The organism is Photobacterium lucens (assembly GCF_009873615.1).
Classification (GTDB): Bacteria; Pseudomonadota; Gammaproteobacteria; order Enterobacterales; family Vibrionaceae; genus Photobacterium; species Photobacterium lucens.
Genome location: NZ_SSMG01000474.1, coordinates 1 through 24,115, shown reverse-complemented (window position 1 = coordinate 24,115; position 24,115 = coordinate 1). Strand labels below are relative to the sequence as shown.

The following is a 24,115-nucleotide window of genomic DNA, read 5'->3' as shown; positions in this document are numbered from 1 at the left end:
AAGAAAGGATAAGAGTCCGATGTCATATAAAATCCACCACGCTTAATTTGTAAAAAAAAGTAATTAATTATTTATATTATTAGTAATTTATTTTTTAGAACTTAGTAACAAAACGGACCTTTAATACAATTACAAAAGTTAATAAACGATTAACCACAATATTAATACAAGTATTAATGCATCAAATATCACACAAATTATTAACGAAGAGCATTAAAATAAAACACAACCTCAAACATAACCCAGTTCAAAATTTTCACATTACCTTTATCGTAAACCTCATTTTTTAACGTTTTATTGATTTAGTTTCTGATATTTTTATTTTTATTCCGTTTAGAGTGCTCTTTATTACTCCTATTAAGTGGTTAGAAGCGATATGACAACAATCAATCAAGAGCGCCTTATCTCTCATTTTATTGAGCTAGTAAAAATCGATAGTGAATCTGGTAATGAAAAAACCATTGCCGAATCGTTAGCTGAACAACTTGGTGTACTTGGTTTTAGTGTTACCAAACTGCCAGTTCCTGAAGCGATTTCAAACGGCTTCAATATCTACGCCAAGCTTCAAGGTGAATTAGATGACAGCATCGTTCTTAGCTGTCATATGGATACAGTAACACCAGGTAATAATATTGAGCCAATCATCGAAGACGGTGTGATCCGCTCTAAAGGCGACACCATTTTAGGTGGTGATGATAAGTCTGGTATTGCAGCCATTATGGAAGCCGTACGCACTATCCAAGAGCAAAACCAAGCCCATCGCACCATTGAACTCGCTTTTACAGTGCATGAAGAAGGTGGTCTACAAGGCTCGAAGCACTTCGATATGTCACATATCACTGCCAACAAAGCAATCGTGCTAGATTCAGGCGGTGCCATTGGTGCAATTGTAACTAGCGCACCGGGTCAACAAAGTCTAAAAGTCACCATTAAAGGAAAACCTGCACACGCGGGGCTTGCACCAGAAGAAGGGATCAACGCCCTAACGGTAGCATCAGATGCGATCATGAATATGAAACTGGCACGTATTGATAGCGAAACAACCGCCAACATTGGTGTGGTTTCTGGCGGTCAAGCCACAAATATCGTTATGCCAGAGCTGTACCTTGCCGCAGAAGCACGCTCATTGAATGATGATAAACTGGCTGCGCAAGTAGATCACATGGTGGAAGTATTTAATCAAACTGCTGAGAAACACGGTGCGCAAATTGATATTCAATCAAACCGCGCTTACAACGCTTACTCTATTGCAGATAACGATCCACACGTTGAAGACATCATGGCAAGTTTCACCCTAATGGGCTTAACGCCATTTACTAAATCAACAGGTGGCGGTAGTGATGCAAACATCTTCAATGAGAAAGGTTTGAAAACAGTTAACCTTTCAACGGGGATGAGCAAGGTTCACACCACTGAAGAGTTTATTACCGTTGAAGATATGACCAACATTACTGAATTTTTATACACTTACTTGACTAAAAAGTAAGACAGCAACGTCTATAATTTAACATAATAGATAATGACAACCTCAAGCCTGCACCATTTACCATGCAGCTTGAGGTTTTTTATAACCACAAATTTTGACCCACTATTAACATTTGCCGCTCAGTTATTCAGATATTATTCATCTACGTTGTGCCATGATACGGGTGCTTAATGAATAGATGTAGGATGACTGCGATGAAATCTAACCAGAATAACGCCATTGATAAAGACACAATGATCACTGCGTTAAACGAATGCTACCGTCGTCTGAACGAAGCTGGCTTAACGGTAAAAGACCTTTCTAAAGAAGGCTTTACCCTACTTTTCCAATCTGCTTATAAATCAGTGACAGCCAATTAATTCACTTTTACTAGTACATGTTTCCGTAAACTTAGAAAGAATATTCAGAAAATATTCAGGATGAACAGTTGGATGAATTCTCTTCAAAAAAATGACGTTAAGCATTAGCTTTAACGTCATTTTTTGTATGAACATTTAATCTAACAGCGAGAGCAAGTTAATTAACCACGATAATAACGCTGTGGCACAAATGGCATCTTTTCAATGGTCATTGGCAGCTTCTTACCGCGCACTTCCGCAAACACCACCTCACCCAACTGATTGGCTTCAGTAACAATATACCCCATAGCAACAGGCATGCCTTTAGTCGGACCAAAAGTACCACTGGTTACAATGCCAATTTCATTATCATCAGCATCAAACAATTTAGTGCCTTCACGCACAGGCGCTTTAGATTGCCCCACTAACCCAATACGTTTACGTGACGCTTGTTTATTCGTGATTTGCTCTAGAATGATCTCAGCGCCCGGAAAGCCCCCTTCACGCTCGCCACCAGCACGACGAACAGGCGTAATTGCCCACAATAAACTGGCTTCAAACGGTGTAGTCGTCGGATCAAGATCATGACCGTATAAACATAACCCACACTCTAAACGCAATGAATCACGGGCTCCTAAACCAATCCACACCACATCATTAAAAGCCAACAACTTACGAGCAAAGGCTTTTGCTTGATCACTCGGTACAGAGATTTCATAGCCATCTTCGCCCGTATAACCAGAACGACTGACGTAACATTCAACGCCCATTAGTTCAATATGTGCCGCATCCATAAACACCATATCCGCAACCGCAGGGTTGAGTTCAGCTAATACAGCAGCGGCTTTTGGTCCTTGTAATGCCAGCAAAGCACGATCTTCAATCACTTCAAGCTCAACACCATCGGTTAAATTGGCTTTAAGATGGGCAATGTCTTGTTCTTTACAGGCAGCATTGACCACCAGGAATAAGTGATCACCGAAGTTTGTCACCATCAAATCGTCTTCAATACCACCTTGAGGATTGGTAAATAATGCATATCGCTGTTTACCAACTGGTAAATCAATAATATCGACAGGGACTAGACTCTCAAGAAACGCAGCCGCTTTGTCACCTTTCAAACGCAGTTGTCCCATGTGCGAAACATCAAACAAGCCCGCAGCATCACGGCAATGAATGTGCTCTTTCTTTACCCCTAATGCATATTGCACTGGCATATCATAACCGGCAAAAGGCACCATTTTTGCGCCCATTTCAACATGTAGGCTGTATAGCGGGGTTTGCTTAAGTTGTTGCGACATAATTGCACTCCGTTTGTAAATTGGTATCCATCAACGTGGTTAAACTTTCAAAGCTGCGATGACTAAGAAGCGGTAACCCATAAGATCAACGCATCATCTTCACTGATCGATGTCAGCATATGCCCCATAGTGGCATCGTAATAAACCGAATCACCTTCTGTTAAATTAATGGGTTCGTAAAATTCTGAGAAAAACGTGATCTCACCTTTTAGTACCAATAAGAACTCTTCGCCATCGTGACGGATCCAATCACCATAATCATCAAACGAACGAGCACGGACATAAGATTTAAATGGCATCATTTTCTTATTGGTAAGCTGAGTCGCAAGCAGTTCATGTTCATAAGTCGAGGTAGGATGTGGTCGCCCTTCACCACAGCGAGTAATATCACGACGACCTGTCGCTGTTATGGTTTGTGGCGGCTCAAATAACTGTGGAATATCAATCGCCAACCCTGCGGCTAATTTTTGCATGGCTTGAAAGGTGGGTGAAATCTGCTCGTTTTCTATTTTCGATAAGGTTGAGCGTGCAAGCCCGGTCAGTTTACTGGCTTCTTCTAAGGTTAAACCGTGAGAGACTCGGATCTCTTTCAAACGCTCACCTAGCTTCAAAGGCGCAATAGGTTGCGATGCCTGCTCTTTTGCGACACGCATGGATGGATAGATGTCTTGGATCTGTTCCTCTGCCATATTGCTTCCTTCTCAATCCCTTTTCGATTAACTCAATCACGAGATATATCAATCATAGTTTCCTATAGGAAACTTAATAAAACCTAGCTCACAAAGTCACAATATTTTTAAAATAATGTTACCTATAAGGCATACTTTATTGCAATTTAACCCTATAACTAAGCGATAACATGAGTTTTATTCGTGATTAAACGCAATTTTTAACTAAATTTAAACTAAGTACAACCATTAGCGCAACAATCAAACATGACAAATAGCAAACGTTTGCGTAGAATCACACAAAACAAATTAAAAACGTGTTCCACTATAAGAAACTTTGTATCAATACATTTTTATCGGTGAGTTAAGGAGTACAAACATGGAATCAACACTAAAGTATACCAGTAGCCACGAGTGGGTCCGTGACAACGGTGATGGCACGGTAACTGTAGGTATTTCTGATCATGCGCAAAGTTTATTAGGCGATGTGGTTTTTGTTGATCTTCCTGAAGTGGGTGACACAACAGATGCAGGCGATACGTTCTCTTTAGTCGAATCAGTAAAAGCGGCATCTGATATCTATGCCCCAGTCACAGGTGAAATTGTTGCAATTAACGAAGATCTTGAAGATAGCCCAGAGCTGGTGAATGAAGAGCCTTATGAAGGTGGCTGGATTGCAACAATCAAACTCAGTGATGCTGATGAACTGGCTGAATTAATCGATTCAACAGCTTATCTTGCTTCTATCGAAGAAGACTAATTCATAACAACAAAGATCGATCCCATGCTCGATCTTTGTTTATCTAGCGTTAACTCATCATTAATGAAACCGTTAGCGCTTATGTGAAAACGTACAACGTTCAGGAAAGAACCATGACCAATACTACTTTTCTACAAACACTCAGTGACGATAACTCTTTTGCTCATCGTCATAATGGCCCTAATGCCAACGAACAACAACGTATGCTAGAAACTATCGGTGTCGGTAGTATTGACCAACTTATTGCGCAAACCGTGCCCGCTTCCATTCGCCTCTCCTCGCCGATGGAACTGCCACCAGCTCAAAGTGAAGCCGCTATGCTTGCCGATCTGAAGCAAATTGCCCGTAAGAACATTATTAACAAAAGTTATATTGGTCAGGGTTACTACAACACCTTTACCCCTAACGTCATTCTTCGCAATGTATTAGAAAACCCAGGTTGGTACACCGCTTACACCCCTTACCAGCCAGAGATCTCGCAAGGTCGTTTAGAATCATTACTGAACTACCAACAAATGATCATGGATTTAACCGCGATGGAGCTCGCCAATGCCTCACTGTTAGATGAAGCAACAGCAGCAGCAGAAGCCATGACTTTATGTAAGCGTGCAGGTAAAAATAAAAGTAATGCGTTTTTCATCTCAACGGATCTTCATCCACAAACCATTGATGTGGTCGTCACACGAGCTAAATACGTCGGCTTTGAAATCATCACAGGTAGCGCAGAAGAATTAGCGCAACACGATGTATTCGGTGCTTTATTACAATACCCTGCCAGCAACGGTGAATTGCTTGATCTCACCGACATCATTGCAGCGGCTCATGAGAAGAAAACATTAGTGGCTGTGGCATCGGATCTATTGGCATTAACCGTACTAAAAGCACCGGGTGAAATGGGTGCAGATGTTGTTATCGGTAGTGCGCAACGCTTTGGTGTACCAATGGGCTTTGGTGGTCCACACGCTGGCTTTATGGCAACAAAAGATAAGCACAAGCGTACGATGCCGGGGCGTGTGATTGGCGTATCGAAAGATGCCAAAGGCAATCAAGCGCTGCGTATGGCAATGCAAACTCGTGAGCAACATATCCGCCGAGAAAAAGCGACATCTAACATTTGTACCGCCCAAGCTCTGCTTGCCAACATGGCGGCATTTTATGCTCTCTATCATGGTCCTGAAGGCTTAAAGAAAATCGGTCGTCGTGTACACCACTTCACAGCTGTATTAGCATCAGGCTTAACCAACAACGGTTTCGAGCTAGAAAACCAACACTTCTTTGATACTTTAACCATCAAAACTGGTGTTCAAACTGACGCTTTATATCAAAAAGCCCTCGATGCTGGCGTTAACCTTCGCAAATACAGCGATAAGCTAGGCGTAAGTATTGATGAAACCACCCTTGCAGCAGACATCGAACAACTACTTAGCTTGTTTACCAATCAAGAGCTAAAAGTGTCGATGTTCAGTGATGACATTGCCGCCGATGAGTTTGCCGCCATTCCACCAGCGTGTCGTCGTAGCAGTGAATACCTCACGCACTCTGTGTTTAATCGCTACCACAGCGAAACACAAATGATGCGTTACATGAAGCAGCTAGAAAACAAAGACTACTCATTAACTCACGGCATGATCCCGCTAGGTAGCTGTACCATGAAGCTCAATGCCGTCGCTGAAATGATACCTGTTACTTGGCCTGAATTTGGACAGCTACACCCATTTGCACCAGCAACGCAAACCCTTGGCTATCAAGAACTCGCAACCAAGCTATCAGACATGCTGTGCTCAATTACAGGTTATGATGCGTTCTCACTACAGCCGAACTCTGGCGCACAAGGTGAATACGCAGGCTTAATTGCGATTCAACGTTACCATGAAGCGAATGGCGATACTCACCGTAATGTTTGTTTAATTCCTAGCTCGGCACACGGTACTAACCCAGCATCGGCTGCCATGGTTTCAATGAAAGTGGTCGTGGTCGGTTGTGATGAGCTAGGTAATATCGATATTGATGATCTGAAAGCGAAAATCGACCAACACCGTGATGCGCTGTCGTGCATTATGATCACCTACCCATCAACTCACGGTGTGTATGAAGAAGCAGTGCAAGAAGTGTGTGATCTGGTACATGCTGCTGGCGGTCAGGTTTACCTTGATGGTGCTAACATGAACGCCCAAGTGGGTTTAACCAGTCCGGGCTTTATTGGCTCTGATGTTTCTCACCTAAATCTACACAAAACCTTCTGTATTCCACACGGTGGTGGCGGCCCAGGTATGGGACCTATTGGCGTAAAATCACACCTTGCCTCCTTCCTACCGGGACATGTTGAAGGTTCAAATACACACGAACTGCAATATGCGGTTTCTGCGGCCGCACTAGGATCTGCGTCGATTCTGCCGATCTCTTATGCCTACATTGCCATGATGGGTACACAAGGCTTAACCCAGGCAACCGAGCTTGCGATCTTAAATGCAAACTACGTGATGGAACGCCTACGCCCACACTACCCAGTGCTTTACCGTGGTACTAAAGGTCGTATTGCTCACGAATGTATTATTGATCTGCGTCCTATTAAAGAAGCGTCCGGCATTTCAGAAGAAGATGTGGCAAAACGTTTAATGGACTACGGCTTCCACGCCCCAACCATGTCGTTCCCTGTTGCTGGCACATTAATGATTGAGCCGACAGAATCTGAAGATCTTGCTGAGCTTGATCGCTTCTGTGATGCGATGATCGCCATAAAAGAAGAGATCAACCTTGTGCAATCTGGCGAATGGTCATTAGACGATAACCCACTGGTTAACGCCCCACACAGCCAAGTAGATATGATGGAGCAAGAATGGCAACACGCTTATAGCCGTGAAGTGGCTTGTTTCCCATCTGCACACACCAAAGCGGCGAAATACTGGCCGAGTGTCAACCGTGTCGATAACGTATTTGGGGATCGCAATTTAGTGTGTTCATGCCCGAGTATTGAGAGCTACATCGAGGACTAACCACCTGTTTTAGAAAATAAAATTTGCACACTAGACTACAATTAGTTCAAACATCAGAATGGATGGACTAATTGTAGCTAGACGTAGAAAATTAGAATCCTTTGCTAATTTTGAGCAGGTATTAAAACTAATCGAGCCATCAATAAACTCGCTTTAGATACTGGCATGCTTGGGGACTTACCCTGACAACGCTAATCAATGATAAAAATTTTATCCTTTCATATTAATCGTAATGAGAATTGATTGCATTTAATGGTGCTGTTACTTATCCTGTGAAATCCCGGTTAGCAGAGATAAGCACTATCCAATGCGTGATCATTCGTTCTTTGAACATCTGTTTAAACATTCCAAACAGGTCACCCCATATCTAGATGGAGAATTAAGCCCCTTTACAGCTAGTGATCCGTCGCTAATTCATCTTGGTCATCCTTGCTCACAATCTATTTACGAACTCTATTTAAGCCTAGAGAAAGAACACCCAGAAGCTGGCGCTCCTTACTGGTTGACCCGTACATGGACTCTACTCTGCTGGCAACCGATTTATATCGCATTTATCTCCATTTACGCCTGTAGAGGTTTGCCAGACCTGACCACAATGGTGCAAAAGGTTCAGCCAAGGTTTATTAGCGGCTTTCAATTTGAATCATCAGACTTTTCTCAAGGCACAGAGTCAGAGCTGATTGAGCTGGCAGGTAAACAACTGGTTGAACTATTTGAATACTTCCGAAACGAGATGAGTCAGTGGACCCGTATCCGACCCGGATTTACGCGTCATTTGCTCGCCGATGGTGTACTTGGCTGCATAGTCAAACTTCATCAGTTAGCCCCTGCTTTAGGTGAAGAGTACCTGATGCAACAAGCTCGACTGTGGTTACATTCCTGCCAGCTACCAGAAAAACTGCTTAATACTCTTAGCTATGATCCTCACTCAAACAGTCTGAAGCTGGTTCGAACTAGTTGCTGCCTAGTGTATAAATGCCATTGCCGTAAGCTATGCAGTAACTGCCCAAGGCATCCTGATAATAAAAGCTAAGCGGTTTTTATCTCCTTCTCCTGTGGTCGATTCACCGCTAGATAAGCAATCAACACAATTAGCGCGGAAAAGCTAATACACAAATAAATGGGATAGTTGGCGGAGATGCTTGCAGTCACCGCCATTAATGACGCCACACCGTAACCCATAGTGTGGAACATCGAGATGTAACCTGCCACTGCGCCCGGGTGGTCGCGCTGCTGCTCGGTCGCCAAGCTAGTATATGCTGGTACAAGTAACGCTGCGCCACAGGCAGCCAGCGTCATCGCTACGCCAAACGTCCAGATATTGGCAGTAAGAAACAGAGTAAATCCAACCAATAACAGCACAGAACCAATTCGATACATAGATAGTGACGTGAGCTTTTTCTTTTTTATCACCAATATTTGAGTAACAAACGTGCACGCAGCACTGATAGTCAAAAGTACTCCAATAGCATCACTAATGTGCCCGGTACTCCACTGTGTCACAGCGCCAATTAATGGAGAGAAGCTGTATTGCAGCAACGCGATCGCTGCGCACAATAACAGTCCACTGAACAAATATGGCAGCAGCTTTCTTTGCGGCAACCAAGGCAAAGACTCTTTCTTAATTTCAGATTTTGCATCAACCAGTGGCGAAGGAAGCATCATGGCAGCGACCAGTGCCACGCAGGGCAGCGCCACCATTACCATCAACGGCGCATAGGGAGACAGCTTTAACACCAGAATTGAAATTAGTGGACCAATCAACCGACCCGCACTCAAACCGATGCTAACCGAAGTTATGGCTTGTAGCCGATTCTCTTCACCGCACAGCAGAATTGCCCAGTGCTGACTGGCAGGAACCATGCCTGAAACTGTACACCCATAAATCACTCGCGCCAGCAGAAGCCCAACCAAACAGAGACTGACCAGTGCTTCATTCGTATGGCTGACAAAAGCAAACACACTGAGTAACAAAAAGCTAAGCGCCATACCTGCCAGTGCTCTCACCACGACGATCTTAGGTCCATGACGATCGCTGTAACGTCCCCAATAAGGAGCCGAAGGGAGAAACAGTAAGCTACCGACTGCAATAAGAATTGACCAAGTCGACAAACTAAATGCGGACTGCTCAACCAGAAAAGGCAAAGAGACCAGTAAGCCATTTTGCCCAACCCCCATTAAGGCAGCCGCAAGGCCAATGACACCCAACTGGGCGGTTTTATTTTGTGTGACTGACATCATATTGAAAACACTATAGGCGCAATTGAAAGTGAAGTATGGCTAGAGAACTCCACACTCACGAATGATTATGAAAATAATTATCATTTTTATTTCTTTGTGTTAACATTACCGCTTCGTAATCAATAACACAACTTGATATTCCGCCATGTACCAACTTGTCGACGCGTCGTTTGAAATCGATGATAAGACCATACTATCCCCTACTAACTTGACTTTCGCTCAAGGAGAGATCACCACTCTGTTAGGTCATAACGGTTGTGGTAAGTCGACCCTGATTAAACTCTTAAGCAGGCAAAATACGCCAAGTCATGGCAAGGTATTGTTCCAAAAAGAGCAAATATCTTCCTATAGTCACCTAGAGTTTGCCCATCAAGTTGCTTATCTGCCTCAGCATCCGCCTGTTACAGATGGCGTAACAGTGCGAGAACTTGTCTGTTTCGGTCGTTATCCATGGAAAGGGGCTTTTGGACGCTATAGCCAACAAGATTACGCCATCGTAGAGTCAGCTATTAATAAAGTAGGTCTGAGTAATCTGGCCGAACGATATGTAGCGACCTTATCCGGTGGTGAGAGACAGCGCGCATGGGTAGCTATGCTGCTTGCCCAACAAAGCCAGTGCATCTTACTCGATGAGCCTACTTCTGCGCTCGATGTCGCCCACCAGCATGAATTACTCGCATTAATCCGCGAACTGAATCAGTCATTAGGTCTGACCGTGATTATGGTATTACATGACGTCAATATGGCTGCCAAATTCAGTGACCGCTTAATCGCCCTTCACTCAGGCAAAGTGATTGCCTCGGGGACTCCAAAAGAACTGATGACACCAGATACGCTGCGAAAGATTTACGGTATGGAACTAGCACTGTTTCATCACCCTGCAACGGGTCAGCCAATAAGTTATATCCCTTAACCCCAAAAGGAATTCATTGTGAAAAAGTTAGTCGTGATGCTGTGTGCCGCTTTCGTATCTGCTCAAAGTTACGCAATAGAGATTACCCATGAAATGGGGGTTAGCACTTTTGAACAGTCACCCCAAAATGTGGTTGCGTTAGATTGGGCGCTTACTGAAACCGTACTTAGCTTAGGTATTAAGCTAAAAGGTGTCGCCAATCTTCATGGATATCAGCAATGGGTAGTAGAACCAGAACTAAGCCCAGAGGTCATTGATGTAGGCTCGCGCAGAGAACCTAACCTTGAACTACTGAGTGAACTTAAGCCTGACGTAATACTGATCAATAAACATATGGCCGCAGCTTACCAACCTCTTAGCCAGATCGCTCCTGTCCTTGTATTCACTATCTATAGTGAAGAGAAACAGCCGCTAAAATCAGCAGAGTCCATTACTCGCTCATTAGGCCTGCTATTCGACAAGCAACAGCAAGCAGAAATGGTGATTAGTCAGACGCGCCAACGTCTGGCTGAAAACGGTCGTAAAATCCTGTCCGCTGGTTCCGCACAAAAACCGGTTATTTTTGCTCGTTTCATCAACGACAAGACACTCCGTGTCCATAGCAAAGGCTCTTTAGCTCAAGACACGATTGACGCAATGGGAATACGCAATGACTGGACTGAAACCACAAACATGTGGGGATTCACGACTACCGGAACTGAAAAGCTTGCCGAACACCAAGGTGCCAACGTCATACTTTTTGGCCCGCTTAAGGAGAAAGAGCGTAAACAGCTTAACCAGTCGCCACTTTGGCAGGCAATGGAGTTTACACGCAGTGACTCAGTCTATGAACTTCCGCCAATCTGGACGTTCGGCGGCCTTATCGCTGCACAACGTTTCAGTGACCATATCACTCAACAGTTAGTTAAACCTTAATGGACGCAAGCAATATCGCGCAAGGCAGTAGCCAAAACGTCAATATCAAACCTATTCTACTCACCATCACTGTTATGGCGCTGGTTAGTGGGCTACTGCAAGTGACCGCTCCCTATTCACAGGGAATCAATTTAATCTGGCAATCGCTGTTTCACTTCGATTCGACCAACTATCAACATATCATTACCCATTACACTTACCTGCCAAGGCTAGCTGTAGCGCTGATTTGCGGCTTCGCACTGGCGGTTTCTGGCTGCGTGATGCAGTTTGTATTGCGTAACCCAATCGCCTCTCCGACTACACTTGGTGTCGCAGCAGGAGCCGAGTTCGGTATGATGCTCGGTCTGTTACTTCTCCCTGCTACTAGTGTAATTCCTAATTTTTTCCCGGCCTTTATCGGTGGCTGCTTCGCTACAGGACTGGTTTTTCTCCTAAGCGCTAGCAGAGGGTTTTCACCATTACATATGGTTCTGGCCGGTCTAGTGGTCAGCCTGTTCCTTGGTTCGGTTAACACCATGCTATTGCTATTGCATGAGCAACGTTTAACAACTGTTTTTGTCTGGGGTGCGGGAGTACTCAACCAAAATGACTGGTCTAGCACCCAGATACTTTTACCGCTTGTTACCCTTCCCACTATCCTACTGTTGATACTGCAGAGACCTCTGTCTGTGCTTCAGTTCGGTGACAATGTTGCCACTTCCTTAGGGGTCAATATCAAGCAGATTAAATTGCTTTGCCTATCGCTGGCCATTTTTATTACCGCGGCGGTCGTCAGTGAAGTCGGTCTGATTGGCTTTATCGGTATCGTTGCACCAGCAATAGCGAGAATGCTGGGTGCGCGAACACTTGCAAAACAGATTGTTGTCAGTGGCTTAGTCGGCAGTCTACTGCTATTGATTGTCGATCTTATCATTCAGCCTTTCTCTGGTGTCGGAGGAGAATTACTCCCCACTGGAGCAATGACCGCCCTCATTGGCGCACCATTTTTACTCTGGTTATTGCAACGAACCAAACTTCAATCAGACCTCAAAGCTCGCACCGATTCGGTAGGCCAGTATAGAACCATTGACGCAACCAAAATCACTACCGTGCTTGTTTGTGTTCTATTGGCTGCTGTCATCATCGCTTTAATGGTCGGCAAAACTCCGTCAGGCTGGAGCACAACACTCACAGCGTCGCTGTTTGATCTTAGAGCACCACGGATCATGGTCGCGCTACTAGCAGGGATCGGGCTGGCTTTTGCTGGCACAGTGATTCAACGTATATCTAATAATCCAATGGCTAGCCCTGAAGTACTGGGGATCAGCTCTGGCGCGGCATTGGCTCTGGTTCTAGGCACTCTGACCGGCGTAGCGGTTGAACGGGAACAACAAATGCTGCTCGGTACCCTTGGGGCTGCTTCAGTAACAGGCATAGTCTGGTTAATGGGTAGACGACACAATTTCGCCCCAACCCAAACTTTATTGACGGGTATCGCACTAAGCGCAGGACTGGATGCCCTACTAAGAATTGCCATGAGCTCAGGACACGACAACGCCGCAGCCCTGCTTACTTGGCTGTCAGGCTCAACCTACTTAGTCAATCTTAGTGACATTTTGCTATTAGCTAGCGGTGTCTGCCTTGTTGGCATTCTGGCTCTCTCGCTTCACCGCTGGGTTACGCTTGTCAATCTTGGTGAAGTGACTGCCACTAGCCTCGGCCTCAACGCGACCATGGTCAGATTAGTGTTGCTGCTTATCGTTGCGGCGTTAACAACCCTGTGCACCATAGTCATTGGCCCACTAAGCTTTATTGGCTTACTAGCACCACATATGGCGCGTTCACTCCATCAATATCGCGCGATACCGCAAATGCTCACAGCAGCACTTCTAGGTGCAATCATTATGGTCACGGCTGACTGGATAGGCAGAACACTATGGTTCCCTTGGCAATTCCCTGCTGGACTATTAGCCTCGCTGATCGGTGGAGGTTACTTCCTCTATTTAATGAGGAAATAGCTGCGAATAGTCACGAAACAGCCATTAAGTTGTACATATGCGGAGGTCTAGATATAGACCTCCGTAGTGCTGCTATATCATAAAAACTTATTTATAAATTCAATAGTTAGACGCTTGTTAACATTTTCGACAAATTATTAAAAAATAGTTGATCGTGCGAATGATAATAATTAGCATTCGCAGTGTCGATTTAATTAATAATAATTTGAGAAAGAAAATGAGTCGTAAAAACAATCAGCTCAACCCAGAGAACTCAAACCAGCAGGTCAGCAATAATGATCCAGCCTTGGCTTGTTTTCTCAACTCTCTCGCCCGAGAAAGTCATACCGTTAAAATCGAATCACATCCGCAAGGTTACACATATCAGTTACCACTATCAGGTGAACGAATCATTCACATTCCACTCAGCTACTTTTCGCAATTAGGTAGTCACGAGTACCAGCTACCTGCCCTGCTACTTAGTGGTGACTCGGTCACGACATTATCCGTTAATCAGCTTATCGAATTGCTGGTGTCTGAACCTGCGATTGTTGGATTCATCAGTGAAGAACAGAAACAGATCTTCGTGACTCGTGTGCTGGAAAGCCAGCGCAACACAGCTCAAGGCATCCAACATTCTCCTTATCAAACCCGACTCTTTACCGACAAACTGGACTTCAAAACCGCAGAACAAGGTTTATTAATAGGTCATTCATTCCACCCAGCACCGAAAAGTCGAGAACAGTTTAGTCTTGAAGATGCCAAAGTTTACTCTCCAGAACTTGGCGGTCAGTTCCAGCTCTACTGGCTAAGCGTTGATAACCAACTTATAGCCCAAGGAAGTTCAGCTGGTGTCTCATGCCAACAGCGTATGTCAGAGCTGGTCGCTCATGAGCCACAACTACAACACGCGTTAACCGAAGCTATCGCACAAAACAAAAGCCTGCTGCCAGTCCACCTTTGGCAATGGAGCGTAATGGCTAATAACCCGTCGATAGAGCAATACCTCAAGACAGGTCAACTGAATAACCTTGGTCAAATCGGTGCCAACTGGTATCCAACCTCTTCAACCCGTTCGCTTTACGCGCCTTCACTGCCTTATATGCTTAAGTTCTCTCTAAGCGTAAAGTTGACCAACTCAATTCGTAACCTGTCGCTTAAAGAAGTGATTCGCGGCACACGTCTCAATGACTTGTTCCAACAAGACATTCTTGATCAGCAGCTTGGTAAAGGCTTTGGTTTCCAACTGATGCAAGAGCCAGCTTATATCGGCCTTAAAGATAGTCAGGGAAAAATCATTAACGAGAGTCTTGTGGTATTCAGGGACAACCCTCTCGAAGATAACCCCGAGCAGGAAGCGGTGGTTCTCGCGACATTAACTCAGCAAAACCCTTATGGTGGCTCCAGCTTGGTGGCCGAGCGAATTCGCCATTACGCGGAGCAAAACAATCTGTCACATCAACAAGCTGCGAAGCTGTGGTTTGAGGCTTTCTGTACCCACTGTGTCGTGTCTCTTTTCCACTTACAGGCGAACTTCGGCATTGTTTTCCTCGCCCACCAGCAAAATATTGTGATGCAACTAGAGCAAGGTTTCCCCGTCGGCATGTACTACCGAGATTGTCAGGGAACGGGGTATACAGATCTTGCACTGCAGCGCTTCGGCAGCCTGCTCGGTGATGAGAAAGAGACGCTAGAAAACTACTGGAACCAAGAGAAAGTCGATCGCTACTTCGCTTACTACCTAATTATCAACTCTACCTTCAACGTTATCTCAGCAATCTGTGCCAACCTCGATGTGCAAGAGTCACAGCTCATCGAAATTCTTCACAACAAGCTCACTGCTTTGCTGCAAAGCGGTGTTAATGATGATCGCTGTCTGAACTATGTACTGAACAGTGAATCATTGTGTTGCAAGGGCAACTTCTTCTGCTACCTGCAGAACTTTAACGAGAACTCAATTCCCGATCCGGCAGTCATTTACTTTGATCTGCCTAACCCTCTTGCTCGCGTCAAGGAAGTCGCACATGTCTAATTTTACAACTTTTAACTATCAAGATAACCCAACTCCCAACGTGCACGTTATCATCCAGAACAGTGACCTAGAGCACTCAGACTTATTCAAAACGTTGGTTAACGAACTTGACCAACTGTTTAGCTTGCACAAACAGCTAAAGTCAATTTCTATTACCAGCGACGACCTGCAGGTAGAGCAACGACTTGAACAAGAGTTCCCTATTATCAAGGGTGAGCTTTATCGCAGCTGTTTTTATCAGTTGCCGCTGTTTTGGCATCGCCACAAAACTTCAACCCCTTTCCCAAAGCGTTTAGTTCAGTCTAACGACCAATACCGACATCACCCTTTAAGGCCGTCAAAGCCCGAAGGTTGCGTTTATCAGAGATATGACGTTGATGCTGAGTTGGAAGTAAGCTTCCGTACCATCGATATCGACAAGGATCTAGCTCAGTTTACTCGTTGGATGAACGATCCGCGCGTGGCCCATTTCTGGGAACAAGCATGGAGTGAAGAAAAACTAGCAGCGTTCCTTCAACAACGCGTGGCAGATCCTCATATTATTCCACTGATTGGTGAGTTTAACGGGCAACCTTTTGGCTATGTGGAAGTTTACTGGGTGGCAGAAGACAGACTCAGCCCTTACTTCGACGTACAAGACTTTGATCGAGGCATTCACCTGCTTGTCGGTGAACAACAGTTCCGTGGTCCTAAGTTCTTTAACACTTGGATGAAAGGGATCAGCCATTATCTGTTCATCGATGACGTACGAACTCAGCGCATCGTTCTCGAACCGAGATCAGATAACCAACGCCTGTTTAATCGCATCCTACCTTTCGGCTACCAAAAGTGTTTTGAGTTTAACTTCCCACACAAACGTTCAGCTTTATTGATGATGACACGTGACCGTTTCTTCTCGGAGCAGTGGTAATGGAACAGATAGCGCTACATAAATACTGGCTGCAGGCTAACCAGAAAATGGTCGCCAAGATCATCAGTGAATTTGCGTATGAACAGGCGTTTCGTTTCGAGCAAGATACGCAGGGTTATACACTAAAGCTAGCCAATCAAGTCAGCTACCAATTCCAAGGTAGTGAAAACATTTGGGGTCAGGTTCTGATTGAACCTAGTTCCATTATCCGCCAGCCTCAACAGAGTATTTCCGCAGCCCTATTAATGCGCGACTTACAATCTCTGCTCAACATGACTGATGACGCATTCGCCGAGCACTTAGAGGATCTAAATGCGACTCTACTCGGCGACTGTAAATTGATGCAGCGTAAAGAAGCACTGACCGCTCGCGATTTAGCACTTCTCCCGTGCGAGCAGCAACAGACCTACTTCGACGGTCACCCTAAATTTGCCTTTAACAAAGGTCGACGCGGCTGGAACAGTGATGATTTAAAGCTCTACGCACCAGAATCAGAACGCGCTTTCCAACTTGGCTGGGTAGCCGTGGAACATTCCATTCTGCAACTTGCAACTAACGATAGCGTCAGCTGGCAAGAGCTACTTAACGCATCAATGAATGAATCAGATCGCAAAACCATGGATAGTATTGTCTCTTCCTATGGGGTTGATATTGCAGACTACAGCTATGTTCCTGTTCATCCGTGGCAATGGACTAACAAGCTGTCGCTGCTGTTCATCCGTGAAATGGCTGAGAAGAAACTGATCTACCTCGGCAAGTTTGGCGATCAGTTTCTGCCACAACTCTCATTACGAACGTTAAGTAACATCACTCGACCTGACAGCTACGACATTAAGCTGCCACTCACGATCATGAACACCTCATGCTACCGAGGTATTCCCGGTCGCTACATTCTTGCAGGCCCTACTGCATCTGACTGGATCGAATCGGTGTTTAGTTCAGATCAACTACTGATTGAAAAGCAAGCTGAAGTTCTTCAGGAACCCGCCGCAGCCTTTGCCGCTCAGGCCGATTATCAGTTACTAGCACAGGCACCTTATCGCTACCACGAACTGCTTGGCGTTATCTGGCGTGAATCTGCAGCTTCAAAGCTCAAACAAGGTGAGCAGGCAATTCTGATGGCGGCATTAATGGAAAGCGACAATCAGGGTAATTCGCTTATTGCAGAATACATTGAACGTTCAGGCGTCTCTGTTGCTACGTGGTTAAGTAAAATGTTCGATGCAGTCGTTATTCCTTACTACCACCTGTTGTGTAAATACGGTGTCTCTCTCATCGCTCACGGGCAGAACGTCACTCTGATATTAGAGAACGATCTGCCAAAGCGCATTTTACTCAAAGATTTTCAGGGTGACATGCGTCTGGTTGATAGCGATTACCCAGAGCAGGCCACGCTTAAGTCGAGCGTAAAAGGGGTAACAGTGCGTCTAGAAGAAGAGTTGATCATCCACGATCTACAAACTGGACACTTCGTTACCACACTACGTTTTATTTCGCCTTTAGTCGCTAAGCTCGGCTTCTCAGAGTCGCAATTCTACGCCCTGTTGGGTCAGCGAATCAAAGCCTACATGGCACAGCAGCCTGACTATCAACACCGATTTAAAAAATTCGATCTATTCAAACCACGCATTTTGCGCATAGGCCTTAACTTAGCCAAATTCCGCCACAGTACCGATGCCAGCGCATCAAGAATGTTACCCGATATGGATGACATGCTCGATAACCCGCTGGTAACCGCACTGAAAGCGGAACAACAAGCTTAAAGCAACAAAACAATAATAACGGCAAGTTAAGCCGTATAAATAACCCAACAAAAGGATTGTGCTCATGGAACACACTCACAACGTCAAACTCGATCTAGCAGGGATTGGTGCTGGCCCATTTAACCTTAGCGTCGCTGCTCTGTTAAAAGAAAAACCACAAATTAAGTCACGCTTTTTTGAAGGCAAAGAACACTTTGCATGGCATCCCGGTTTACTGTTGGATAACACCAACATGCAGACCATGTTCCTCAAAGATTTAGTCACGGCGATCAACCCAGAAAGTTGTTATTCATTCCTCTCCTACTTGGTCAAAACTAAGAAGTTTTATCGTTTCCTGTCGGCAGAACTGCGATGTATCAGTCGTCATGAATTCTCTGACTATCTAGCGTGGGCTGCACATCAGATGGAGAATGTTCAGTTCTCTACTCGCGTCGAACAGGTCGAATACACAGGTAAAACATTCAACCTGCATACAAACCAAGGGGTTTATCAGGCTGACAACTTGTGTATCGGTACAGGTAAAGTGCCGTTCATCCCTGAATGTGCTCAACCTCATATTGGAGAACGTGTTTTCCATGCTGCTGAAATCGCTCTGCGTGACAGAGATTTCACTAACAAGCGAGTGATGATCATCGGTGGCGGCCAGAGTGGTGCTGATATCTTTATCAATGCATTACAAAGTAAATGGGGAAAACCAAAATCGCTCGACTGGTTGTCACGTCGTTCTAATTATCAGCCGCTTGATGAAGCTGCATTTACTAATGAGTTCTTCACACCTGATTACGTTGATGCGTTTATTAACTTGTCTCCGACGGTAAAAAACACCGAAATCACCAACCAGAAGCTCACCTCTGACGGTATTACCCAAAAAGCGCTGCTGACGATTTATCAGGAGCTCTACCACCGCTTTGATGTTCTTAAAGAGGATAAATGGGTCAAGTTGTTGCCTCACCGAACCCTGACTCACATAAGCCAAAACGCTGAGGGCTTCAAGCTTACCGCCAGCAATGCTCTGGGACAAAGCCTCGAAAGTCACCAAGCTGACATCGTTATTCTAGCAACCGGTTTTGAAGCACCTTACCCAACCTGTCTGCATGATCTGCTGCCGCTATTAGATATGGATGACCACAACCGTTATCAGATGACTGCTGACTTCGAGCTTAAGTGGGAAGGTCAGCAAACTAACAAAATCTTTGCGGTCAATGCAGGAATGCACAGTCATGGAATCGCGGAGCCGCAGTTAAGCCTAATGGCGTGGCGCAGTGCAAAGATCATCAACTGTCTTGCAGGTGAATCCTTATTTGATATCGATGCAGACCGCGGAATGATCGACTGGCTTAGCCCAACGCCAAGCAGCGAAAAGACCACTATTTAGCCCATTTTTTCATTACCAGTTAAGCACTTTGTCTCGTAGAGCACCCGTAGCAAAGGCTTAATCACTAAAGCAATAACCAAACTCATCACACAAGAGAGCAACTCTTGTAGAGCCTATAAACCATAAAAATAGAGAAGAAAATGAACGTTAAAAAAGGAAGTTTTCCATTATCAACCATCGCATTAGCAGTCGCTGCTACCACTGTATTCCCCACGCACGCAGAAAAGTACAGCAATGAAGATAAGATGGTAGTTGTTGCAAGCCGAATGCCAAAAGCGATCAGCGATATTCCAGGTACCGTTTGGTACATTAACTCAGAGACTATCGAGCAAGAATACCGCGGTGGTAAAACACTTGGTGAGATCTTAGCTGCATCTATCCCCTCTTTAGATGTCAGCAGTGGTGCCCGTACTAACTACGGTCAAAACTTACGAGGTCGTAAAATGTTGGTAATGATTGACGGCGTATCATTGCAGTCATCTCGCCCAATCAGTCGCCTTCTAGACTCCATCGACCCGTTCAACATCGACCGTATTGAAGTATTGTCAGGCGCAACCTCTATTTATGGTGCAGGCGCTTCAGGTGGTGTTATCAATATCATTACCAAAAAAGCGCAAAGTGAAGGGTTGGAATTCGAATCCTTAGTTGGCGGCTCATCAGGCTTCAACTCGAATGAAGATTTCGATTACAAAATCGGTCAATCTATCTCTGGTGGCAACGAAACGGTTCAAGCTCGCTCTTCTGTGGTTTACACCGAGACACAAGGCATCTTCGATGCAAATGGTGACATTGTCACCCCAGATATTTCACAAGGTTCGCTGCAATTCAATAAGACGGTCGACTTCTTAACCACAGTGGGTGTCAACATCAGTGAAAATCAGAAGCTTAACTTCCTTGCTCAATACTACGATAGCCAACAAAATTCACCTTACGGTCTGTACATTGTTGGCAGAGATTTTGTTGATGTAAGAAAAGGCTTTTATTCAGACCGCGAACATGGCACAAAGCGCCTCATGTTTAGCGCCTCCTATGTCGATAAGCAGTTCCTTGGTCAGCAGCTGATCGCAGAAGCGTCTTATCGAAAAGAAGATCAAACTTATACGCCTTATTACCAATCTTCTGGTCAGCAAGTTACTGACGTTATCTCCCTAAAAGCAGCTTTAGCGAAGAACTTTAACAAGTTTAACCTTGTTTACGGTATTGATGCTTATCAAGACAAGCTGGATAGCAACCAAGCTCTATATGATCCAACGATTGCCAATAACTCAGGTAACCTGATCAATAAAACTTATGCTAAAACAGGCCGCTACCCGGGTGTAAAAGTGAACTCAATAGCCGGCTTTATCCAAACTGATTATGCGATAACCAATGATTGGACTGTCGAAGGTGGTTTCCGCTACCAATATATGTCTAACAAGATTGATGATTTTGTAGGATACACCCAACAAAAGAAAATTGCTTCTGGCAATGGCACGTCTGCTGATGCGGTACCCGGTGGTGAAACAGATTACACCGTTGGTCTATTTAACTTGGGGACGATTTACCACCTAAACAACGAATCCCAAGTATGGGCAAACTTCTCACAAGGTTTTGACCTTGCAGATCCTGCAAAATACTACGGACAAGGTGACTACACACGGGTTGGTGATCACTGGAAACTGAACAACAGTATTAATGTGAATAATTCAAAGATGTCTGGTATCAAAACCAATAGCTTCGAGTTAGGTTACCGCCTAGAAACCGACGCACTGAACCTTCAAACAGCGGCGTACTACTCACAATCTGACAAGTCTGTGAAGTACAACAAAAAAACACTACTTATCGAAGAAATGAATGATAAGAAGCGCGTTTACGGCTTAGAAGCTACGGCCTCTTACTGGATACACGATAACATTCAACTTGGCGCGTCGGGCCAATATGTTATTTCTGAAGTAAAAGGTGACGAAGGTTGGGAAGACTTTACCGCAGGTGAAGCAAGTACATCGAAAATGAACGCGTGGGCTGGTTGGTACGACACAGATTTATCCGTAAAACTACAAAGCCAAACTATGTTCGATTACGAAGATGCGGATCAAAACAAACTAGACGGTTACACCGTGTTTGATTTAGTAGGTACATACCAGCTTCCTGTTGGCAGCCTTGGCTTCGGCGTTCAAAACTTATTGAACAAAGATTACACAACCATTTGGGGACAGCGTGCTAATATTGTGTACTCAAAACACTACGATCCAGCCGCATATGACTACAAAGGTCGTGGACGTACTTACACTCTGAACTATCAAGTTAAGTTCTAATCGCTTAAAAAAACGAGCTTGTTGTAACAATCACGACCCGGAAAATTTAAGCTGTGCTTCATCGTTGAGTATAGTGATTTGACCGAGTCCGAATTGATCCACCTGTTTTATAACAATAAAATTTGCACAGCAAGCAAGCGATATTCTTAAAATAAAACAAAGGCTAAGTGCAGAACACTTAGCCTTTTTCATGTGCTTAATTGACGGTTTGTATCAGCAAACTACTGTGTCAATTAGCTACTTTGACCGTTCAGAGCCAACTTAATACGCTCATGAGTACGGTAGTTTGGGATCGAAATAAACTGATTATTAATAGGTTTAGTTCGAGGGTTATCGTAACCATAAATATCAGGACGCATCGCTAGCTGACCATCCGGTGTTACCCAAGAGGTTAAGTAAGCTACATCTAGATCCACATGCTTCTTCAAACCAATCTCACGGTGCTTGTTTGAATTGATCATGTCATCGACAGATGGCAAGTTCGACATATTTTGGTAAGACAAAATAATCTTTGCCATCTCACGCGGCTTTTGTACACGCATACAGCCAGAGCTTAAATCACGGTGACGACGTTTAAACAACGGATACTCTGATTGCTCTTCATCGTGCATATACACAGAGAACGAATCAGGCATCAAGAACGCCACACGACCTAATGCGTTTTCTGGGCCGGGATCTTGACGGAACTCATGCGGGAATGTCTTTGGATTCACCGTTGCCCAATTAATAGAACTTGGCGGCACAACAGAGCGATCACTCCAACTGTTAATCACATCCATATGGTTACGCTGTAAGAAATTAGGATTCGCCTTAGCCGATGGAATTGTGTTCTGCACTTTAATAGTTTCAGGCACATACCAGTAAGGGTTAATCACAACCGTATTAATGTATGACTGGAACAAGTTCGTTGGGCGTTTTGGCATCCCGTCAATAATATCCGACTCAAACACCGGCTTTTGATTCTCGTATAGCGTCATTGTGTAATCAGGAATGTTCACAATAATTTGCGGATCATCCCCTTCCAACTGAGCAAAACGCTCACGCTGTAGGTTCAATGCCGCAATACGTGCCAAACTCGAATATGGGCGAGTTAATTGCGCTACCACTTCATGCCCGATAATACCGTCAGCCTTTAAGCCATAATTCGTTTCAAAGGCTTTGATCGCTTGATTCATTACACCAGTATTGATGATTTTCTTCTGTGCAATCACTTGTTGGTACTGAGGCTGAGTTAAATAACCCAAATTCCATAGCACAGTCGCCACATCACTACCATAAGGAATGGTTTCACCCGGTAACACCGCCTTAGCAAAGTGAACGTTATCGGCATCAAGTGGATTGGCTGGCAAGCTTAACAGGTGGTTAATCACCCCCATTGTTGGAACAAATTGCGAAGAAGGCAGAAGAGAATTGATCTTTTGTACCGTTAATGGGAAATAACTCTGTGCCATTTGCAGCGTTAACGGTGCTAATGTCACGCGTTTTGAATTGTACAATGGACGCGGATCTTGCATTAACTGATGCACATAATCGATATAAACCAAGTAAGTATCGGTTAATAACAGATCAAAACCACGTTCATCACGCTGTGTTTTTAAGTTCTTCAATTCATCTAAACGCTGCTGCATTCCCGGCAGTGTTTGAGAATCAGCCACCGCTTGCAATTGCGGCATAATCGCATTCACTAACGCAGGATCTAACCAATATGGCATAAAGTTATTATCCGCATACAGCGCATCTAAAATCTTATCGTTGCATACTTTAGTCATCGCATTCGGAGACAAAGACGCTGTGCTCTTAACCGTAACACCATCTAATACATGCCAATCCAGATCCGTCTTTGCCGCACTCTCAGCAGCGACAGCCGAACCACAAGCCAATAATGCCGAAATGGTCATTACCGAACGAATTACTGTACTTATCTTTTTAGGACTAAATTTCATCTAACGTTCCTTATCTAAAAAAGCATGCTTTTCTAGAATCGAAATCAATCACCATTAACAGTGATAATGATCTCAAAAATAACTAATGAACGTAATCTATGCTAAAAAACGATACGTGAAAATATCAGTTTCGGAATATTAAATTGTATCTGAACTTTGTTCGATTGAGGTTGGTTAATGAATTGATGCAATAAAGATGATGAGTTG

17 protein-coding genes are annotated in these 24,115 nt (G+C 44.4%); 13 read left to right on the top strand and 4 right to left on the bottom strand.

The window, feature by feature from the left end; all coding sequences use genetic code 11:
* Positions 1-376: 376 nt before the first annotated feature.
* Both E5A76_RS19580 and E5A76_RS20450 read left to right on the top strand, forming a co-directional pair.
* A complete protein-coding gene (locus E5A76_RS19580) occupies positions 377-1,486 on the top strand; it encodes a M20/M25/M40 family metallo-hydrolase (RefSeq protein ID WP_161119948.1) in 1,110 nt (369 codons plus the stop codon).
* A 194-nt stretch (positions 1,487-1,680) separates the two neighbouring features.
* Positions 1,681-1,845: a hypothetical protein gene (locus tag E5A76_RS20450; protein WP_164488060.1), complete on the top strand. Its 165-nt coding sequence runs from the start codon at positions 1,681-1,683 to the stop codon at positions 1,843-1,845.
* Between the two features lie 161 nt (positions 1,846-2,006).
* Here the strand turns inward: E5A76_RS20450 and gcvT are convergent, their stop codons facing one another.
* Both gcvT and E5A76_RS19570 read right to left on the bottom strand, forming a co-directional pair.
* Positions 2,007-3,125 (bottom strand): glycine cleavage system aminomethyltransferase GcvT, encoded by a 1,119-nt coding sequence (gcvT, locus tag E5A76_RS19575; protein WP_161119947.1) that lies wholly within the window; start codon positions 3,123-3,125, stop codon positions 2,007-2,009.
* Positions 3,126-3,187: 62 nt separating this feature from the next.
* Entirely contained in the window at positions 3,188-3,814 is a 627-nt protein-coding gene (locus E5A76_RS19570; protein ID WP_161119946.1) for a helix-turn-helix domain-containing protein, read from the bottom strand.
* A gap of 358 nt (positions 3,815-4,172) precedes the next feature.
* Between E5A76_RS19570 and gcvH the strand changes: the two genes are divergently transcribed.
* The 3 genes from gcvH to E5A76_RS19555 all read left to right on the top strand — a co-directional run bounded on the left by gcvH (position 4,173) and on the right by E5A76_RS19555 (position 8,579).
* Positions 4,173-4,553 carry a glycine cleavage system protein GcvH gene (gene gcvH / locus E5A76_RS19565; protein ID WP_161119945.1) on the top strand — a complete coding sequence of 127 codons (381 nt, stop codon included), beginning with the start codon at positions 4,173-4,175 and terminating at the stop codon, positions 4,551-4,553.
* Positions 4,554-4,666: 113 nt separating this feature from the next.
* Positions 4,667-7,546, top strand: a complete 2,880-nt coding sequence (gene gcvP, locus E5A76_RS19560) for an aminomethyl-transferring glycine dehydrogenase (protein ID WP_161119944.1) — start codon at positions 4,667-4,669, stop codon at positions 7,544-7,546.
* A gap of 307 nt (positions 7,547-7,853) precedes the next feature.
* Complete coding sequence (locus E5A76_RS19555; RefSeq protein WP_161119943.1) at positions 7,854-8,579, top strand: siderophore ferric iron reductase; 726 nt, start codon at positions 7,854-7,856, stop codon at positions 8,577-8,579.
* On the opposite strand, the gene E5A76_RS19550 is transcribed toward E5A76_RS19555, so the two are convergent.
* A complete protein-coding gene (locus E5A76_RS19550; protein ID WP_161119950.1) occupies positions 8,576-9,784 on the bottom strand; it encodes an MFS transporter in 1,209 nt (402 codons plus the stop codon). The two genes, E5A76_RS19555 and E5A76_RS19550, sit on opposite strands and share 4 nt — an antisense overlap.
* Positions 9,785-9,932: 148 nt before the next feature.
* Between E5A76_RS19550 and E5A76_RS19545 the strand changes: the two genes are divergently transcribed.
* The 8 genes from E5A76_RS19545 to E5A76_RS19510 all read left to right on the top strand — a co-directional run bounded on the left by E5A76_RS19545 (position 9,933) and on the right by E5A76_RS19510 (position 21,965).
* Positions 9,933-10,700, top strand: a complete 768-nt coding sequence (locus tag E5A76_RS19545) for an ABC transporter ATP-binding protein (protein WP_161119942.1) — start codon at positions 9,933-9,935, stop codon at positions 10,698-10,700.
* Positions 10,701-10,718: 18 nt separating this feature from the next.
* A complete protein-coding gene (locus tag E5A76_RS19540; protein ID WP_161119941.1) occupies positions 10,719-11,615 on the top strand; it encodes an iron-siderophore ABC transporter substrate-binding protein in 897 nt (298 codons plus the stop codon).
* Positions 11,615-13,612, top strand: coding sequence for a Fe(3+)-hydroxamate ABC transporter permease FhuB (gene fhuB / locus E5A76_RS19535; RefSeq protein WP_161119940.1), 1,998 nt, complete (start codon positions 11,615-11,617; stop codon positions 13,610-13,612). Before E5A76_RS19540 ends, fhuB begins: the two co-directional genes overlap by 1 nt.
* Positions 13,613-13,829: 217 nt before the next feature.
* A complete protein-coding gene (locus E5A76_RS19530; RefSeq protein WP_161119949.1) occupies positions 13,830-15,623 on the top strand; it encodes an IucA/IucC family protein in 1,794 nt (597 codons plus the stop codon).
* Entirely contained in the window at positions 15,616-16,533 is a 918-nt protein-coding gene (locus E5A76_RS19525; protein WP_161119939.1) for a GNAT family N-acetyltransferase, read from the top strand. Before E5A76_RS19530 ends, E5A76_RS19525 begins: the two co-directional genes overlap by 8 nt.
* Positions 16,533-18,296: an IucA/IucC family protein gene (locus E5A76_RS19520; RefSeq protein ID WP_161119938.1), complete on the top strand. Its 1,764-nt coding sequence runs from the start codon at positions 16,533-16,535 to the stop codon at positions 18,294-18,296. Before E5A76_RS19525 ends, E5A76_RS19520 begins: the two co-directional genes overlap by 1 nt.
* Positions 18,297-18,360: 64 nt before the next feature.
* Positions 18,361-19,671 (top strand): lysine N(6)-hydroxylase/L-ornithine N(5)-oxygenase family protein, encoded by a 1,311-nt coding sequence (locus E5A76_RS19515; protein ID WP_161119937.1) that lies wholly within the window; start codon positions 18,361-18,363, stop codon positions 19,669-19,671.
* 140 nt (positions 19,672-19,811) lie between these two features.
* Positions 19,812-21,965 carry a TonB-dependent receptor gene (locus E5A76_RS19510; RefSeq protein ID WP_161119936.1) on the top strand — a complete coding sequence of 718 codons (2,154 nt, stop codon included), beginning with the start codon at positions 19,812-19,814 and terminating at the stop codon, positions 21,963-21,965.
* 233 nt (positions 21,966-22,198) lie between these two features.
* Here E5A76_RS19510 and E5A76_RS19505 read toward each other — a convergent pair whose 3' ends face one another.
* On the bottom strand, positions 22,199-23,908 hold the full coding sequence (locus E5A76_RS19505) for a L,D-transpeptidase family protein (RefSeq protein WP_161119935.1): 1,710 nt from the start codon (positions 23,906-23,908) through the stop codon (positions 22,199-22,201).
* Between the last annotated feature and the right edge of the window lie 207 nt (positions 23,909-24,115).

Bases quoted from the DNA above. Each gene is read 5' to 3' on its own strand.
- E5A76_RS19580 (WP_161119948.1), top strand. From the start codon at position 377: ATGACAACAATCAATCAAGAGCGCCTTATCTCTCATTTTATTGAGCTA.
- E5A76_RS20450 (WP_164488060.1), top strand. From the start codon at position 1,681: ATGAAATCTAACCAGAATAACGCCATTGATAAAGACACAATGATCACT.
- gcvT (WP_161119947.1), bottom strand. From the start codon at position 3,125: ATGTCGCAACAACTTAAGCAAACCCCGCTATACAGCCTACATGTTGAA.
- E5A76_RS19570 (WP_161119946.1), bottom strand. From the start codon at position 3,814: ATGGCAGAGGAACAGATCCAAGACATCTATCCATCCATGCGTGTCGCA.
- gcvH (WP_161119945.1), top strand. From the start codon at position 4,173: ATGGAATCAACACTAAAGTATACCAGTAGCCACGAGTGGGTCCGTGAC.
- gcvP (WP_161119944.1), top strand. From the start codon at position 4,667: ATGACCAATACTACTTTTCTACAAACACTCAGTGACGATAACTCTTTT.
- E5A76_RS19555 (WP_161119943.1), top strand. From the start codon at position 7,854: ATGCGTGATCATTCGTTCTTTGAACATCTGTTTAAACATTCCAAACAG.
- E5A76_RS19550 (WP_161119950.1), bottom strand. From the start codon at position 9,784: ATGTCAGTCACACAAAATAAAACCGCCCAGTTGGGTGTCATTGGCCTT.
- E5A76_RS19545 (WP_161119942.1), top strand. From the start codon at position 9,933: ATGTACCAACTTGTCGACGCGTCGTTTGAAATCGATGATAAGACCATA.
- fhuB (WP_161119940.1), top strand. From the start codon at position 11,615: ATGGACGCAAGCAATATCGCGCAAGGCAGTAGCCAAAACGTCAATATC.
- E5A76_RS19530 (WP_161119949.1), top strand. From the start codon at position 13,830: ATGAGTCGTAAAAACAATCAGCTCAACCCAGAGAACTCAAACCAGCAG.
- E5A76_RS19525 (WP_161119939.1), top strand. From the start codon at position 15,616: ATGTCTAATTTTACAACTTTTAACTATCAAGATAACCCAACTCCCAAC.
- E5A76_RS19520 (WP_161119938.1), top strand. From the start codon at position 16,533: ATGGAACAGATAGCGCTACATAAATACTGGCTGCAGGCTAACCAGAAA.
- E5A76_RS19515 (WP_161119937.1), top strand. From the start codon at position 18,361: ATGGAACACACTCACAACGTCAAACTCGATCTAGCAGGGATTGGTGCT.
- E5A76_RS19510 (WP_161119936.1), top strand. From the start codon at position 19,812: ATGAACGTTAAAAAAGGAAGTTTTCCATTATCAACCATCGCATTAGCA.
- E5A76_RS19505 (WP_161119935.1), bottom strand. From the start codon at position 23,908: ATGAAATTTAGTCCTAAAAAGATAAGTACAGTAATTCGTTCGGTAATG.